14 protein-coding genes are annotated in these 15,497 nt (G+C 40.7%); 5 read left to right on the top strand and 9 right to left on the bottom strand.

Features of this window, described 5'->3' with window-relative positions; translation table 11 throughout:
- Positions 1–5: 5 nt before the first annotated feature.
- From HGJ91_RS13990 to HGJ91_RS13980, 3 genes are all read right to left on the bottom strand, one after another.
- On the bottom strand, positions 6–767 hold the full coding sequence (locus HGJ91_RS13990) for an ABC transporter ATP-binding protein (protein WP_291348433.1): 762 nt from the start codon (positions 765–767) through the stop codon (positions 6–8).
- Between the two features lie 267 nt (positions 768–1,034).
- Positions 1,035–2,537, bottom strand: coding sequence for an AMP-binding protein (locus HGJ91_RS13985; RefSeq protein WP_291348432.1), 1,503 nt, complete (start codon positions 2,535–2,537; stop codon positions 1,035–1,037).
- A 143-nt stretch (positions 2,538–2,680) separates the two neighbouring features.
- On the bottom strand, positions 2,681–5,002 hold the full coding sequence (locus tag HGJ91_RS13980) for a PAS domain S-box protein (protein ID WP_291348431.1): 2,322 nt from the start codon (positions 5,000–5,002) through the stop codon (positions 2,681–2,683).
- A 186-nt stretch (positions 5,003–5,188) separates the two neighbouring features.
- Between HGJ91_RS13980 and HGJ91_RS13975 the strand changes: the two genes are divergently transcribed.
- A complete protein-coding gene (locus HGJ91_RS13975) occupies positions 5,189–5,929 on the top strand; it encodes a HAMP domain-containing sensor histidine kinase (protein WP_291348430.1) in 741 nt (246 codons plus the stop codon).
- Here the strand turns inward: HGJ91_RS13975 and HGJ91_RS13970 are convergent, their stop codons facing one another.
- The 3 genes from HGJ91_RS13970 to tdh all read right to left on the bottom strand — a co-directional run bounded on the left by HGJ91_RS13970 (position 5,930) and on the right by tdh (position 8,786).
- Entirely contained in the window at positions 5,930–6,448 is a 519-nt protein-coding gene (locus HGJ91_RS13970; RefSeq protein ID WP_291348429.1) for a response regulator, read from the bottom strand.
- Between the two features lie 61 nt (positions 6,449–6,509).
- The gene (locus HGJ91_RS13965) at positions 6,510–7,733 is read right to left on the bottom strand and encodes an aminotransferase class I/II-fold pyridoxal phosphate-dependent enzyme (RefSeq protein ID WP_291348428.1); all 1,224 of its coding nucleotides are present in this window, start codon (positions 7,731–7,733) and stop codon (positions 6,510–6,512) included.
- A 27-nt stretch (positions 7,734–7,760) separates the two neighbouring features.
- Positions 7,761–8,786, bottom strand: coding sequence for an L-threonine 3-dehydrogenase (gene tdh / locus HGJ91_RS13960; protein ID WP_367142611.1), 1,026 nt, complete (start codon positions 8,784–8,786; stop codon positions 7,761–7,763).
- A gap of 292 nt (positions 8,787–9,078) precedes the next feature.
- On the opposite strand from tdh, the gene HGJ91_RS13955 reads away from it, so the two are divergent.
- Positions 9,079–9,969, top strand: coding sequence for a LuxR C-terminal-related transcriptional regulator (locus tag HGJ91_RS13955; RefSeq protein WP_291348426.1), 891 nt, complete (start codon positions 9,079–9,081; stop codon positions 9,967–9,969).
- Between the two features lie 352 nt (positions 9,970–10,321).
- On the opposite strand, the gene HGJ91_RS13950 is transcribed toward HGJ91_RS13955, so the two are convergent.
- Entirely contained in the window at positions 10,322–11,359 is a 1,038-nt protein-coding gene (locus HGJ91_RS13950) for a radical SAM protein (RefSeq protein ID WP_291348425.1), read from the bottom strand.
- 8 nt (positions 11,360–11,367) lie between these two features.
- Entirely contained in the window at positions 11,368–11,916 is a 549-nt protein-coding gene (locus tag HGJ91_RS13945) for a hypothetical protein (protein ID WP_291348424.1), read from the bottom strand.
- 165 nt (positions 11,917–12,081) lie between these two features.
- On the opposite strand from HGJ91_RS13945, the gene HGJ91_RS13940 reads away from it, so the two are divergent.
- The 3 genes from HGJ91_RS13940 to HGJ91_RS13930 are packed head-to-tail and all read left to right on the top strand — an operon-like array spanning position 12,082 to position 14,885.
- On the top strand, positions 12,082–13,146 hold the full coding sequence (locus HGJ91_RS13940) for a branched-chain amino acid aminotransferase (protein WP_291348423.1): 1,065 nt from the start codon (positions 12,082–12,084) through the stop codon (positions 13,144–13,146).
- Between the two features lie 11 nt (positions 13,147–13,157).
- A complete protein-coding gene (locus tag HGJ91_RS13935) occupies positions 13,158–13,703 on the top strand; it encodes an XRE family transcriptional regulator (RefSeq protein WP_291348422.1) in 546 nt (181 codons plus the stop codon).
- Positions 13,704–13,730: 27 nt separating this feature from the next.
- Positions 13,731–14,885: an acyl-CoA dehydrogenase family protein gene (locus tag HGJ91_RS13930; RefSeq protein ID WP_291348421.1), complete on the top strand. Its 1,155-nt coding sequence runs from the start codon at positions 13,731–13,733 to the stop codon at positions 14,883–14,885.
- 102 nt (positions 14,886–14,987) lie between these two features.
- Here the strand turns inward: HGJ91_RS13930 and HGJ91_RS13925 are convergent, their stop codons facing one another.
- Positions 14,988–15,476 carry an amino acid-binding protein gene (locus tag HGJ91_RS13925; protein WP_291348420.1) on the bottom strand — a complete coding sequence of 163 codons (489 nt, stop codon included), beginning with the start codon at positions 15,474–15,476 and terminating at the stop codon, positions 14,988–14,990.
- Positions 15,477–15,497: the final 21 nt, after the last annotated feature.

Here is a 15,497-nt window from a genome sequence, read left to right as displayed (position 1 = left end):
ATATATTAATCCTCTCCAATATAGGCTTCAATTACTTTAGAATTCTGGGCAATTTCTTCAGGTGTGCCGGAACCTATTACTTCACCAAAATCCAGGACATAGATTATATCTGAAATATCCATGACAACACCAAGATCATGTTCTACAAGCACCACAGTAATGTTGCGCTCTTTTTGAATATCCATGACAAACCGGACAATATCCTCTTTTTCCTCCTGGTTCATTCCAGCCATGGGTTCATCCAGAAGAAGGATATCCGGTCCAAGGGTTAATGCCCGGGCCACTTCGACCTTTTTCTGGATACCATAGCTTAAGTTTCCTACAAGGCTTTTCCTGTGGGCTTCCAGCTCCATAAAGTCAATAACGCCTTCCACATAGGCCCTGTTTTCAGCTTCAACCCTTGAGGCCTTCCCATAAAATAAGACAGCATGCAGAAAGCTGTATTTCAAATTCTGGTGGCGGGCCAACAGAAGATTGTCCAAAACCGAAAGGCCGGAAAAAAGTTCAAGATTTTGAAATGCTCTTGAAATCCCCATATTCGACACCTGGTGGGGGGAAGCATGGGTCAGCTTTTTTTCCTTGTAATAAATGTCACCACGGGTGGGGTGGTAAAAACCTGATATACAGTTAAGCATACTGGTTTTGCCGGCACCATTGGGGCCAATAATTGATGTGATCAGACCCGGCTCAATTTTCATGTCTACATTGGAAAGAGCTTTAAGTCCGCCAAAAGCGAGTGTAACGTTTGAAATATTTAAATATGCCATATAAAATCCAAATTCTTTAAGTCAAATTAAAGAAACCTTGTATCCCCAAAAAAGTTAATTGCTTGATGAAAAACGGTTGAAGCTAACACTCTCCTCCTAATCCTATCATTAAATCATTCATTAATATGCCTTGACTCTATTGATGGATAAAGCGTTAGGAACCTTTATAATCCGATTTATAACTCAGGATGGCCCTAAAATTATCCATAGTAAATCAACCATAGAGTGTCAAGACAAAAACCGTGTTCCCAAAAAATTGAGTTATTTTCAGGCGTATTTCGCTTTTGTTTTTTCACGGTCAATTGCGTTATTCTCTGTCTTGGGCAACTCGTTGATGAACTCAACATATCTTGGTTTTTTGTACCCTGCAATGAGTGATCCGCAAAACTTGATCAGATCATCCTTTGTCAGGCTACAGCCAGGGTTCAGCGAACAAACCGCTTTTATGCCTTCCCCAAATTTGGGATCAGGTACACCAAACACACAGACTTCTTTGACGGCATCATGCTCAAGAATGGCTTTTTCCACCTCTGCGGGAAAAACATTTTCTCCACCCGGCTTGATGAGTTCTTTTTCTGCCTTTCGGCCCTTAAAAAACAAGAATCCGTCAGCGTCAATCATTCCAAGGTCTCCGGTATGGTGCCAGCCACCTCTGAAGGTGTGGGCATTCAGTTCATCGGCATTCCAATATCCCTGGAAAACCAATGGTCCTTTGACAAGGATTTCCCCGGTTTCACCGACAGATAAAAGCGTATCAAAGTCATCTGCAATTTTAATATTGGCAAGCGGTGAGATAACACCTGCTGAACCAGATTTTGTAAAGTATTCGGTAAAGGTAATCAGGCCTGACGTTTCAGTCTGTCCGTACATGGTCCAGAATTTGGAATTCGTACAGGACTCCCATTTTTTTGCTGTATCAGGCATCTCAAGCCCGGCAGCTATTTCAAGGCTTGACAGATCATAATTACCGTCTTCCATGGCATCTATAAGGTTTGTTAATATAGGTGGGAAGGAACCAAAAAAATTGACTTTTTGTTCCTGGATAAGTTCTAGGGTTTTGGGGGGATCAAATTTTTCTTGTATTACATTTTTACCACCGGCCTGAAGAGTCCCTAAACCTAAGTTAATTCCCATAATGTGAAATATTGGCAAAATATTCAAATAGGTTTTGGTTTCATCAAGCCCAAAAGCGTGGATGATTTGCTGGTTTGCTAAGATGATATTTTCCTGTCCAAGAACAGCGCCCCTTGGTTTTCCCTGCATGGCTGCCGTATGGATAATAATAAAAGGATCATTTGGGCGGCAGGGTACCGGGATTTTAAGAGGAGAAGAGTGATACAGATTTGAAAAATCCGTATCATTTTCATCAACAACATAACAATGTTCGAGGCATGAAAATGATTTTTTAAGTGTTCTGGCTTGATCCGCCATTTCTTTGTCACAAAAAATTAAAGAGGGTGTGGTGTCCTCGATAATATATGATACTTCATCCCCACTTAACCGCCGGTTGATGAGAACAAGCGTCAGATTGAGCGCCGATGCGGCACCAAACAGATGAAAAAAGACAGGATGGTTTTTGCAGAGAACGGCTATTCTGCTGCCGGCAGGAAGGTTCAAATTTTTGAGGCCATTGGCAAGTTTGGCAGTCTGCAAAAAAAGATCGGAATACGTGATATCCTCAGCTTCCCATTGAATAGCACAGGAGGAACCTTTATAGAGCGCATTTTTTTCATAAATGTCAAAAAAGGTAAAGTTATGAAGACTATTCATAAAACAGTACTCCTTGGAAAAAGGATAAAACATAAAAATTTAAGAACGCAACTTTTGTTCAGCTTTAACAAACCAAACGAGCGCTCGGTCTTAATACGTTATCAGTAATAATTTAATTTGTTCTGGTTTGTCAAAGACTTTTTTTATTTTTTTCCAGAAGGGAAGAATATCTTAAAAATGGAGTATCCGGAATTCAAACAATCCTGATGGGTATGACAAAAGTGACACGCTTCAATGTCACCTGGACATTCGGTGTCCCTGTTCTCCAAAAGGAAACGGCATCGCTCTGATTCCATTTTCAGTGTAAAACCAAGACGCTCTGAAAATATTTTCATCCTCAACAGGTCTGCACCTTTTCCACCGGCATTAAACGCAAAAGGTGTTTTGGTTGAATACAATAACGCATCCTGGGTAGTAAAAAAACCTTCAAAGATCCTTTTTTGGGCATCTGCTTCAATCCCTACTCCAAAGTCATGGATACTCAAAAGAATGCCGGAATCTTTTGTTTCAATGGAAATATGAATATCCCCTTTGTCCGGGGTGTTTTCAATGGCATTCTTAACAAGCCCGTTTACCATTTTATTCAAGATTTCTTCCGGCAGCAGAAGAGATGGCAGATTATCATCACTGTAAATCTCAATGTTAATATCCCTGAATTCAAACTCAGGCTTAGAGGAAGCGTAAAGGTCGTTAAAATATTCAGCAAAGTTAATCGATCTGTAACTAATGGACCTGGGACCGAATTTTTCATCAATCAATTGCCTGATCGAATGTTCAAGAGGGCCTGCATCCAGGCTCTGCTGGACAAGTGTCTCCAGTTCGTCCTGACAGGTCTCAAACATTTTTAGTAAAAGTTTTTGGGCGGAATAGGTTTTGTCTTTCATAATATCTGCCACTTCATCCTGGATATCAACAATCCTGTCCAGATTTCTTTCAATTCTGTTCAATGTGGCATCGACTTTTATACCGGGCACGGACTCAAGTTTTTTATTTAATATTTGCAGGGAACCAGTAAGGACAGCGACCGGCGTCTTCAGTTCATGGGAGAGGTGGTTAATGGCTTTTCCTTTGGCCCGGTTCATGGAAGCCACATCCCTGTATGCCTCCCTGACGGCTTCTGAAAACCTTGCATTTTCAATTGAGATGGCAACGGTCCCTGCAATCATTGTCATCAGTTCCATATCTTTATAATTAAACAGGTTCTGTTTTTTGTTAATGGCACAAAGAACCCCAATGATTCTGTCCTCACTTTTAATAGGCACTTCCAGGAGACTTTTTGTTTTATATCCCAATTTTCCATCCCTTTCAGGATAATCATTCATTAATTTTTCAGTATCATTTACCAGGGCATATTCACCGGTTTTAATAATTTTTCCTGCCAGGAGCGAATCAGCAGGAAACCGGAAGGTTTTTGCTCTTTTTTCTGTATCTGAATCATCATAGGCGCCTCCTGTGAAAAACAACTCATCTGTAATTTCATCATATAAAAGAACCAGCGCGCCTTCTGTATTTAAAAGCCCTTTGACCTCTTTTGAAATATAATTCATCAGGTCTTCAAGCTCAGGATATTCCGGGAGAACAGCACTGATTCTCATAATGGTCTTATTGTTTGCTTCGATCCTTTTTTCTTCGGTAATGTCCCTTAAAATGACAAAGTTATCCGTTGAATCGGGTTTATATCTTGAATGGGAAGCTGCCCGGATCACTACATCAAGGACCTTGCCATCCCGTGTCAGACGTTGGGTTTCGTAACGGGCAATAAATTTGTTCTTTTTGAATTTGTTCACTATATCAGTGGTTTCCGCTTCAAGCGTTTCGGGTACAAACGGAACCGGTTTGCCTTTGAGTTCTTTGATAGACCAGCCAAAAATTGTTGAAAAAGATGGATTTACGTAGGAAACCAATCCATTATCATCATAAACAACAATGGGATATGGAATAAATTCCAGGATTTTTCGATAGATATGGTATAGTTCACTGGTTTTTTTTTCGGCAATTTTTTCTTCTGTGACATCCTGAAGGGTTTCAACTGCACCGGCAATATTACCATGACTGTTCGTATATGCGGAGGCCGTAAAAAAAAGCCATTTTCCTTCTTCACCTAGATCCGGAAACAAATCAGTGGCTGCAAATTTTCCTTTATCCTTGGATGACCGGTTATATTTTAAGCCATAACGCTCAATAATCTGGGCATCTGAAGATTTGTCAACGATAAGATCCGCCATAACCGGGCGCTTTGACGAATAAAAAGCCTTCCATTGGTCCTTTGTTCCGATCATATCCTTAGCAGACAGCCCGGACAGTTCTTCAAGCGCCTGGTTGAAATGAGTGATCGTATGGTTCTTATCGACAACAAATATGGGAATAGGGGCTTTAAAAATAATATTATTAAGCTCTTTATTCTGTTCTTCCAGTTTTTTTATCTTGTTTTCAAGCGCAGCAACATAATCCGCATCGTTTTTCATAAATAAACCCCAAAAGACTTTACAAGAGTATTCGATCCTCGTATAACAAAATTTACAATTTGCCAAATATTATAAATTAAAGGGTCTTAAATGTTCTTGCTAATATATAGCTAATTTGTAACAATTGCCTACAATATATAAAATCATTGATTGAAATTGCAAGGATTTTAAGGGCTAAAGAGAAAAATGCCAGATACCACCATTAAGACAGAAATTCTTATCCATGATCTAAAGGTTCCCATCTCAGTAATAGATGCCGGGGCAAAATCACTTTTGAATCGACAGGGTTCCTATGGCCCTCTGACAGACAAGCAGATAAAAGTGCTAAAAAGAATCATAAGAAATACATTGATAACCCAACGGCTTGTGAATGATGTGATGGAGCTCGGAAGATCCAGGGAGGGAGTCATGATCACTTCTGATTTCCCCATCTCAGTTCTTGTAACATCTGTCTTAATGGAAATATTTGATCTTTCTGATCCCGCCGTGGCAGAGGATATTCGAAAAATTAAAACCTATAATGAGCTAGTGCAGGCGGTTCAGGCCAGTGGTGCCAGGTTGTCTTTTGATCCAAAAGTCTGGAAAACAATGGTTCACCTTGATGAGGCCAAGGTGAGGCAGGTTTTGCGGAATCTTGCTACCAATGCATTTAAACATCGATCTTCTTTTGTGGAGATTTCAGGCAGCATTGAGGAAAATCAGCTGACCTTAAAAGTGAAAGACGACGGGCGGGGCATTTCGCCGGCAGACCATCAAAGAATTTTTGAAACCTATTTTACAACGGGATCATCCATTGAGACTGCCATTCAAAGTCATGGCCTGGGCCTTGCCGGGGTAATGGTATTGTTAAAGGATATGGGAGGAACCCTTAGGTTAAGTTCAGACAATGGGAAAGGGGCTGAGTTTATTGTAAAAATTCCATTATAGTCATTCCATTTTTTGAATGTCATTCCTTGATGCTATATGTTTCTTATCAAATTCATCCCAGAATTCCCTGTCTGTTTGCCTCCAACCTTCACCAAATAGTTTATCAAACAGCGGCTTAAGCAATGAAAACCATGTGACATGGGATTTTTTACCTTCTTTTCTTGCTGTCAACACGTCTGCGATATAGATGGAAATGTCCGCAAGCTTATCTTTGGGGACATAGGCATCTGCTCCCTGTTCAACGGATCGTTTTAAATTGTCCGGAGTGAGTGCGTGGGCCGTCAGCATCAGGGCGGGAATATCCATTTTATTAGTGGCCCTCAAAAGATCATAGCCTTTAACACCCATAATGTCCAAGACAGCAATATCATAGGTATTGTTCTTTAAAAAATGGATGGCCTCTTCAAAGGTTGAGGCTGTGTCGACCGAACACATGTAGAGCAACTCTTCAAGGGTTTCCAAAATATCCGGCTCATCATCAACCACAAGGATTTTTTTGTTCTCAAGAATGTTTTGCATATTTATTGCGCTTCCTATTTTTATTTGCAGGTAAACATGGGAAATTCATCATTATATTGTGTTAGTCAAAAGTACTTAATAATTCAATTACATATTCTATATCGGCAGATGTATGGCAGGCATTAATTTGAAATCTGATGGTCTCATCCCCTTTGGGCACCACGGGAAAGGTTAATCCGACAACCAGCACACCATGGTCGAATAAATATTTTACAAGATCATGGGTTTTTGGGGTATCTCTTACCATTAACGGGACAACCGGGTGGGGACCTTTTATGGATTCTTTTCCAAGTCTCTCAAGCCCCTGCCGGAACTGAGCAGTTCTTTCTTTTAAGCTTTTTAACAGATTAAGGCCCTCATCACTGTCGCAAATATCAATGGCTTTTATGGCAGCAGCACAATCGGCAACACTTAAAGGGTTTGTATAAATATAAGTGTCCGCCTTTTGCCGGACTGATTCGATAATGGTTTTGCTTGCCGCAATAAATCCTCCATTCACCCCAAAGGCTTTTCCAAAAGTTCCTATAATAATATCAGGTGACGCATTGCAAAAATCAGACGTGCCCCGGCCAGTATCACCATAGGCACCGATCCCGTGTGAATCATCGACAATAGTGATGACCCCATCCTTGAATTTTGAATCGTATGCCTTGCAGATCTGATTGATTTTATCAATGGGCGCATAGTCACCCCGCATACTGAAAATTCCGTCAAATATGACGATAATACGCTCGATGTCAGGGCGGACTTCACCAAGACAGCGCTTCAGGTCTGTCATATCATTATGTTTGAAAATGCCTTTGTTTTCCCTGGGTATGTTGCTGATTCGCATGGCCCTGATAATGCTGTTATGATTGAGCTGGTCCCCGATCCAATGGGTTTTTTTATTGGAAAGCGTCAGAGCAAGCCCGCAGTTCGAGGTGTAGGCTGAATTAAAAATTTTGGCAGCAGGTTTATCCGCAAATTTGGCCACTCTTTTTTCAAGTTTGTCATGATGGATAAAGGTTCCATCAATAAATCTTACCGCACCCGGGCCAACACCGAATTTGTGGGTTGCTTTGTCTGCCGCAGCTATAAGCTCGGGATGATTGGAAAGGGATAAGTAAGAATTGGAGTTGAGCCGGATAAACTTATTATTACTTCCAACCATTTTATACCGAGGGCCAGATTCATCCTTAGGCGGGATGTATTGTTCAATTATTCTTTCAGGGGATTTGCTCCTTCCTTCTTGTTTTAACGCTTCTAATTCCTTTGTTAAGGATGTATCAAGTTTGCTGGTGGACATTTTGTTTTACTCCAAAAAAATAGATATTTAATCCCAGTCAAGTATGACTTTTCCTGATTGACCCGACCGCATCACCTCAAATCCTTTTTCAAATTGGGTGTAATGGAATTTATGGGTAATTAAAGGTGAAATATCAAGTCCAGTTTGAATCATACTGGTCATCTTATACCAGGTTTCATACATTTCCCTGCCATAGATGCCCTTGATTGTCAGCATGTTAAACACAACTTTGTTCCAGTCAATATCCGTATTATCGGGCATGATGCCGAGAAGAGCAATTTTCCCGCCATGACACATGTTATCAAGGATTGATTTTAAGGCGGAAGGGTTGCCTGACATTTCCATGGCCACGTCAAACCCTTCTTTCATGCCAAGGTCTTTTTTGGCCTGTTCAACACTCTGTTTAGTCACATCAATGGCTAAGGTGGCGCCTGCTTTTTTAGCAAGATTGAGTCTGTAAGGATTGATATCTGTCACCACTATATACCGGGCACCTGCATGTTTTGCAATGGCGGCGGCCATGCATCCGATGGGGCCGGCCCCTGTAATCAGAACATCTTCTCCCAGGACATCAAAGGAGAGAGCCGTGTGAGTTGCATTTCCCAGGGGATCAAAACAGGCAAGCACATCCAGGGGGATGTTTTTATTACAATACCAGACATTGGTGACCGGTATGGCAAGATATTCGGCATAGGCACCCGGTCTGTTGACACCCACCCCTTTTGTGTTCATGCATAAATGCCGTCGCCCGGCCAGGCAGTTTCTGCAACGGCCGCAAACCAGGTGGCCTTCACCAGAAACCAGGTCTCCCGGCTTAAAATCGACCACATGGGAGCCGACTTTTTCAATTGTTCCCACAAATTCATGGCCGATGTGCATGGGAACGGGAATGGTTTCCCGGGACCATTTATCCCAGTTATAGATATGGACATCCGTCCCGCAGATGGCAGTTTTTTTGATTTTTATCAGCACCTCATTATAACTGATTCCGGGAATTGGAACATCCTGAAGCCATAAACCTTCTTCAGGCTTTGCTTTTACAAGTGCTTTCATTGTTTTCATGGCATATAAATCCGATGAATTTAGATAAATATTAATACTTCTCCATGGAAAGTGGTATAGCACAAATGGTGACGAAATGCTATTTATATAAGGAGCCGTAAAAGGGCAGCCGCACCTGAATTGAAAAGCAGCTTATAATATCCATGATGTATAGAAATTAATGACGTCGGATCTCCTGTAGGATTTTTTTCTTCAAAAATAGGGGTTTATACCTATATACAAAAATAATTTATTTTGATACTGCATTATTAATCACTATTTTAAATCGTATCGGGTAATGACAATGGGCGGAAAAATTTTCAAAGAAAGGGGCGATTCCTATAATGCTTTGGGATCCCCATTAGAGACTATCCTTAACAGCCTTAATTCATCCATTTATATTGCTGATATGAAATCACATGAGATATTTTTCATGAATGATCATATGAAGAATCTTTTTGGAACTGACCTGACGGGCAGTATCTGCTGGAAATCAATTCATAAAAATTTAAAAGGGCCTTGTGAATTCTGCACGAATGACAAATTAACAGATGCGGACGGGAACCCGACCGAACCTCATATATGGGAATTTTACAATAAGAAAATTGGAAGGTGGTACGAACTGCATGACCAGGCGATCCTTTGGGTAGACGGCCATTTTGTGCGAATGGAAATCGCAATAGATATTACCGACCGGAAACGCGCAGAACAGGCATTGAAAGAGAGCCATGAAAAGCTTGAACAACGGGTAAAAGAAAGGGCTTCTTCTCTTGAAGATTTAAATATAGCCTTAAATGTGCTGTTGAAAAAGAAGGATGAAGATAGAGTCGAAGTTGAAAAAGAAATCATTTTAAATATGAAAAATATTGTTGAGCCGACCATTACAAAATTAAATAATTCTAGCTTAAATGGTACTCAGCAAAAATTAGTTGATCAATTAACCCAAAAAATAAATGATGTTTTATTACCGTTTTCCGGTCAAATGGAATTCAAGGATTATAATTTTACGCTTTCAGAAACACAGATTGCAAAATTAATTCAAACCGGGAAAAGATCCAAAGAGATTTGCGAATTATTGAATGTTTCTATACGTACTGTTGAGACCCATCGAATGAATATCAGAAAAAAAATGGGTATATCAAATAAAGACATGAATTTATCGTCATATCTGGCGACAAAAAAAACGACTACTTAGAAAATCCAAGTATTTTTTACGCAATAAATCCAGGTTGTTTTAGTTTTGATTTTATATTAATCAAACAGACAAGAAGTAACAATAGAATTTGTCCGTTTTCTCTTCATTTTGGGCACCTCCACTATTGTTACAACTTAGTTCCTTTAATTGAAGGGTTCGACTCATCATCGGGCCCTTCATTATTTCCAGAAATTATTTTCCGGGATCGGAATAAAGGCTTCTAACAAAGTTGGATGTAACAATATTTAAAGTAAGAGTAATTTTGATGCTGTTTTATCAAAACCCTGTTACATGAAAGAATTGCTGGATTTGGTCAGTCTGTTTACTGATAAATGAAGATTTATTTTTTAAATTATGAATAATGCGTGATGCCTTTTTCAAGCAGACCCATCAAGTTTTGTTTTTCTTCAGGGAATTGATACCCTTCATAACTCTGGCTTAATAGGAGTCTGCCATTTGGTGTGGTCCAGAAATTTCCTGCATGGTCAAAACATATTCTGGAAGTTACATTCAGGGTTTCAAGTGTTTGTTTGATTTCCAAAAGCTGCTCTTTGGGGGTCATTCGGTCCAGTTCGTTCCTGGAAGCCTTTTCAAAGAATATGGTTCCGGGCCTGGGGGTAAAGGGCCGTGACCTGATGTAATGGGGATTGATTTGATTGAGGACATGGGCGGTATTTTTTGCATGGTCGTAAGACATGGCCTTTCCGCCCAGTCCCGGCATCCAGTATTCTGAAATCTGAAAACCTGCTTTCATGGCTTTTTGGCCGCCTTTGACATGGTCTTCGGGCGTGGTGCCTTTTTTGATTTTTTTCAGCAGGGCGGCGTCTCCTGTTTCAAGCCCGATATGAAGCCGGTTAAGACCTGCCTTGCGAATTTTTTCAAGATCAATGGCTGGTTTCCTTACAATGGTTCTGGAGCGGCCATAAGAAGTGACCCTTTGAATTGTCGGAAAGGTTGTTTTTAAATGTTTTAAGATCTGAACCATGTGATCCGTTTTCATGATCAGGCTGTCGGCATCCTGTAAAAAGACGGTTTTCCCTCCAACGGCCAGCCAGTTGAAGAGCATGGAAATACCAGGGTGAAAATAAAGTTCAGGTGTTTTTTTTAAGAACTGATCAAAAATTTCGGTCGTAATCAGCCCTTCTTTGCCCTGCTGCATTGATATCTTTTTTAGCTGTAAATATATTTCATGCATGACATTGATATCCTGAATGATATCCTTAGTGCTTCGCAGTTCAAATTTTTCCGATTTATACATGGCGCAGAAAGTACAATGGTTCCAGGGGCAGTTGCGCGTCATCCGTAAAAGGAGGGATGCAGTGCCACCTTCACTTGGCGGTCGATATATGCCGGTCTCAAACTCATAGTTTCTGCTCGAAGGTTGTTGCATGGATTTTCTTATTTTATCTCTTCATAGACAGACAAAAGGAACAATGTTGCAAAGGGCTGAAGGAATAAAAAGCCGATAAAGGATGATCCGCCAACGGTCGTCAGTGCGGCAAAAATAATAAAGACAATGATATGATCGGAAAGGTGAGCGCTTGTGACCATGGAGATGCTTTTTTTAATGGCATCCAAAAGCCCATATTGTTTGTCCACCATTATCGGGATCATATAGAGGCATGTGTAACCCATTATAATGGTGAACAAAATACCGGGTATAACAAACAGGGTAAACCCGATGACAGTGATAATAAAGACAACCAGACCGAAAATGAATAATGGTAGAAATAATCGGAGTTGCGAAAAAACATCCTGGGCTTTGGGTTCCCGGTTGTGTTTTAATAATTGAAACAGGGAATGGGTATATCCTGCAAATGCAACAGGCGTCAGGATACCGATGGAAACAATACTGACAGCAGCGGTCACAAGCGTTAAAATAATCAGTGATACAATGTTATTGATGCAATGTTTCCATGCTGTTTCAATATGATATTTCATGTTCATTATTTTTTCCTTTGTCTTAAGCAAATAAATAATTTAATATAGTAGCCTAAAAAAAATGAGTCAGTCAATATAAAGGGATGAAATTATCTTGACAAAATAAAAATTGGAGGCTTATTTTAGTTTAAATAAACAAAGTTAATTTTAATTGAATCCACGGAGGATGGTATGGAAATTAGAGTCACCCAGGCAAAGACGAACAGGACAAGGCCCAAAGATTCTGATCTGGGCTTTGGCCAAGTGTTTACGGATCATATGTTTGTCATGGATTATTCAGAGGATATTGGGTGGCATGACCCGCGGATAGAACCTTATGCGGATCTCTCTATTTCCCCCTCCGCCATGGTTCTTCATTATGGTCAGGCCATTTTTGAGGGGTTGAAAGCCTATAAAACACTGGATAAGAAGATCTGCCTTTTCAGGGCCAGGAATAATTTTGAAAGAATGAACCGGTCTGCAAAAGGAATGTGCATCCCGCGTTTTGATATTGATTTTGTCATGGATGCCTTGAAACAATTGATCAGGCTGGAAGAAAAATGGATTCCTGAAACCATTGGGACGTCTCTGTACATAAGGCCCACAATTATTGCAACAGATCCGTTCTTAGGCGTTCGGGCATCCTTTACCTATAAGTTTTATATTATCCTTTCTTCTGTTGGTGCATACTATGCCGAAGGATTGAACCCGGTGAAAATATGGGTTTCAAAGGACCATGTCAGGGCAGCCAAAGGCGGTGTGGGTGAATTTAAGACTGCCGGGAACTATGCAGCAAGTTTGATTGCATCTGAAAAAGCAAAAAAGGAAGGGTATGCCCAGGTGCTCTGGCTTGATGCCCTTGAAAGAAAGTATATAGAAGAAGTCGGTGCCATGAATATTTTCTTTCTCATAGATGATGAATTAGTGACCCCCAACCTTACCGGGACTATTCTGCCCGGGATCACACGGTATTCAGTCATCAGCCTTGCAAAAAACTGGGGGATGAACATATCTGAAAGAAAAATCAGTATTGACGAAGTGTTTAAGGCCCATGAAGATGGAAAACTCAAAGAAGTGTTCGGCTCTGGAACCGCTGCGGTTATTTCTCCTGTCGGCGAAATAAAATATGGTGATAAGGTTATTTCCATAGGTGACGGGACTCCCGGTGAAACAGCAATGAAGTTTTATAATGCATTAACCGACATACAATACGGAAAAGCCGAAGATAAAGAAAACTGGATTGAAATAATTGATTAATTGGAGATAAAATGGCGAAAAAGAAAGGAATTATACCCATTGGCAAAAGGATAAGGCGGGTCAGGCTGGATAAAAAAATTAGTCTGGACACAATGGCCAATGAAACAGGATTGTCAAAAGAATTTATTAAGAAAATAGAGTCAGGTGATCAAAGACCATCGGTTGGAACGCTTTTGCAAATTTCAAGAACCCTTCATATTGATTCAAGTTTTTTGCTGAAAGAGCAGGATGATGCCATTGAAGAAAGATCCAAGGCGTATACCAGGCGGACGGATAACTATGCTTATACCCCATTGACCCCCACTGCTGAAAATAAACATCTTAAAGCCTTCAGGATCCTGGTTGAAGCTGAAAAAAGCCATGGTGGGGTGGGGTTTCAGCACGAGGGAGAGGAGTTTGTTTATGTTCTTAAAGGGAAGGTGGAAGTCCAGGTCGGTGATCATGTCAACAAATTGAAAAAAGGGGATTCACTCCACTTTAATTCCGGCGTTAAACATGACTTGCGAAATACCGGTAAAACAGATGCAGAACTTATTGTTGTGGTGTATGCACCATAGCGTTTCAGGGAAATAAAGGAGTTAATCATGTTATTCAAGCTTACCGATGAACAGTTGATGATTCAGAATATGGTCAGGGAGTTTTCCCGGAAAGTCATCGCAGCAACCGCATCAGAAAGAGATAAAACAAAGGAATTTCCCGCTGAAAATTTTCGGCAGATGGGTGAACTCGGATTAATGGGGATGATGATCCCTGAAGAATATGGCGGTGAGTCTGCGGATACGATTTCCTATGTGTTGGCATTATCGGAGATTGCCTACTCATGTGCGTCAACATCAGTTGTTATGTCGGTTCAAAATTCAATTGTGTGTGAAAGTCTTTATAAATTTGGGACAGAGGAGCAAAAACAAGAGTTTCTGGTTCCCCTGGCTTCCGGTGAAATAATTGGTGCATTTGGTCTGACAGAGCCTGATGCCGGATCTGATCCGGTCAGCCAGCAGGCAACAGCTGTCAGGGATGGCGACCATTATATTTTAAATGGAACCAAGCGATTTATTACATCCGGCAAACATTCAAAACTAGTCCTGGTAACTGTAAAAACTGATGAGAGTAAAGGGCATAAGGGGATCAGCTGTTTTATTATTCCCAAGGGAACGCCAGGGTTAATTGTCGGCCATATGGAAGACAAAATGGGGTTGAGGGCATCTGACACAACCGATATCATACTTGAAAACTGCAGGGTTTCAGCAACCAATATGCTGGGTAAAGAAGGAGATGGTTTTAAAATTGCCATGTCAGGTCTGGACAGTGGCAGAATCGGCATTGCTGCCCAATCATACGGTGTTGCAATGGCTGCCTTTGACGCTGCCATAAAATACGCAAAAAAAAGAAAACAATTTGGCATGGCCATTTCAAAGCACCAGGGCATACGGTTCCAGATTGCGGATATGGCTACTCAGATTGAAGCGGCCAAACAATTGATTTTTTCAGCGGCATCCATGAAGGACAGAGGAGAGTCCTATACAAAGGAGGCTTCCATTGCCAAGCTGTTTGCATCTGAAATGGTGAATGATATTGCGGCAAGAGCCATTCAAATGCATGGCGGATACGGGTTTACCAAAGATTATGATGTTGAAAGATTCTACCGGGATGCAAGGGTGTTTACCATTTATGAAGGCACCAGCGAGATCCAGAGGATCGTCATTTCAAACCAGATTCTTAAAGACAAGAGAAAGCCTTGATAACATCATTTTTTTGACTGGCTTGACCTAAGGGAAAAAAGCAGCCATTTGGGGGAACCCTGAAAATGGCTGCTTTTGATAGTTTAAAAAGAAGTTAAGGGTCTAATAACCGTCTTTAAAAATGCTTGCTGCGGTTTTAACATCCTCAGGACAGAATATGAACAGGCATTTGCCGTCTGAATCAGACACAGACCCGTAGACATAATTAATATTAATACCTTCCTCGCCAAATTTTTTGGTAATTTTTGTAAATTCACCGGGTTTGTTTGTAATGTCAATGGCAACGACTTCCTTTGAATCAAACAAATAATCGTTTTCTTTTAAAAGATCTATGGCTTTTTCCGGCTGGTCAACAATGAGCCGGATCAGGGCAAATTGGGCAGAGTCTCTTCTCATGGAACTGTAGCTTGCAGAGGATGCAAATCTTTTTAAAGATTTGCCTCTGGCTTCAAAAAGGTTCTGGACATATGCAGATGCATCCTGGATGGTGATAGCATCAATATTAATAGTGTCTCCGGCTAAAAGTTCAGTTAATTTTGCAAGTTCCCCAGGTACGTTTTTAAGAAAAAGAGATATTTCTATTCTGATCATGCTGCCCCCTTATAGTCTGTA

The organism is Desulfobacula sp. (genome assembly GCF_014237455.1).
Lineage (GTDB): Bacteria > Desulfobacterota > Desulfobacteria > Desulfobacterales > Desulfobacteraceae > Desulfobacula.
This window is presented reverse-complemented; position numbering and strand designations above follow the sequence as displayed.

Bases quoted from the DNA above. Each gene is read 5' to 3' on its own strand.
- HGJ91_RS13950 (WP_291348425.1), bottom strand. From the start codon at position 11,359: ATGCAACAACCTTCGAGCAGAAACTATGAGTTTGAGACCGGCATATAT.
- HGJ91_RS13940 (WP_291348423.1), top strand. From the start codon at position 12,082: ATGGAAATTAGAGTCACCCAGGCAAAGACGAACAGGACAAGGCCCAAA.
- tdh (WP_367142611.1), bottom strand. From the start codon at position 8,786: ATGAAAGCACTTGTAAAAGCAAAGCCTGAAGAAGGTTTATGGCTTCAG.
- HGJ91_RS13930 (WP_291348421.1), top strand. From the start codon at position 13,731: ATGTTATTCAAGCTTACCGATGAACAGTTGATGATTCAGAATATGGTC.
- HGJ91_RS13990 (WP_291348433.1), bottom strand. From the start codon at position 767: ATGGCATATTTAAATATTTCAAACGTTACACTCGCTTTTGGCGGACTT.
- HGJ91_RS13945 (WP_291348424.1), bottom strand. From the start codon at position 11,916: ATGAACATGAAATATCATATTGAAACAGCATGGAAACATTGCATCAAT.
- HGJ91_RS13975 (WP_291348430.1), top strand. From the start codon at position 5,189: ATGCCAGATACCACCATTAAGACAGAAATTCTTATCCATGATCTAAAG.
- HGJ91_RS13925 (WP_291348420.1), bottom strand. From the start codon at position 15,476: ATGATCAGAATAGAAATATCTCTTTTTCTTAAAAACGTACCTGGGGAA.
- HGJ91_RS13935 (WP_291348422.1), top strand. From the start codon at position 13,158: ATGGCGAAAAAGAAAGGAATTATACCCATTGGCAAAAGGATAAGGCGG.
- HGJ91_RS13980 (WP_291348431.1), bottom strand. From the start codon at position 5,002: ATGAAAAACGATGCGGATTATGTTGCTGCGCTTGAAAACAAGATAAAA.
- HGJ91_RS13955 (WP_291348426.1), top strand. From the start codon at position 9,079: ATGGGCGGAAAAATTTTCAAAGAAAGGGGCGATTCCTATAATGCTTTG.
- HGJ91_RS13985 (WP_291348432.1), bottom strand. From the start codon at position 2,537: ATGAATAGTCTTCATAACTTTACCTTTTTTGACATTTATGAAAAAAAT.
- HGJ91_RS13965 (WP_291348428.1), bottom strand. From the start codon at position 7,733: ATGTCCACCAGCAAACTTGATACATCCTTAACAAAGGAATTAGAAGCG.
- HGJ91_RS13970 (WP_291348429.1), bottom strand. From the start codon at position 6,448: ATGCAAAACATTCTTGAGAACAAAAAAATCCTTGTGGTTGATGATGAG.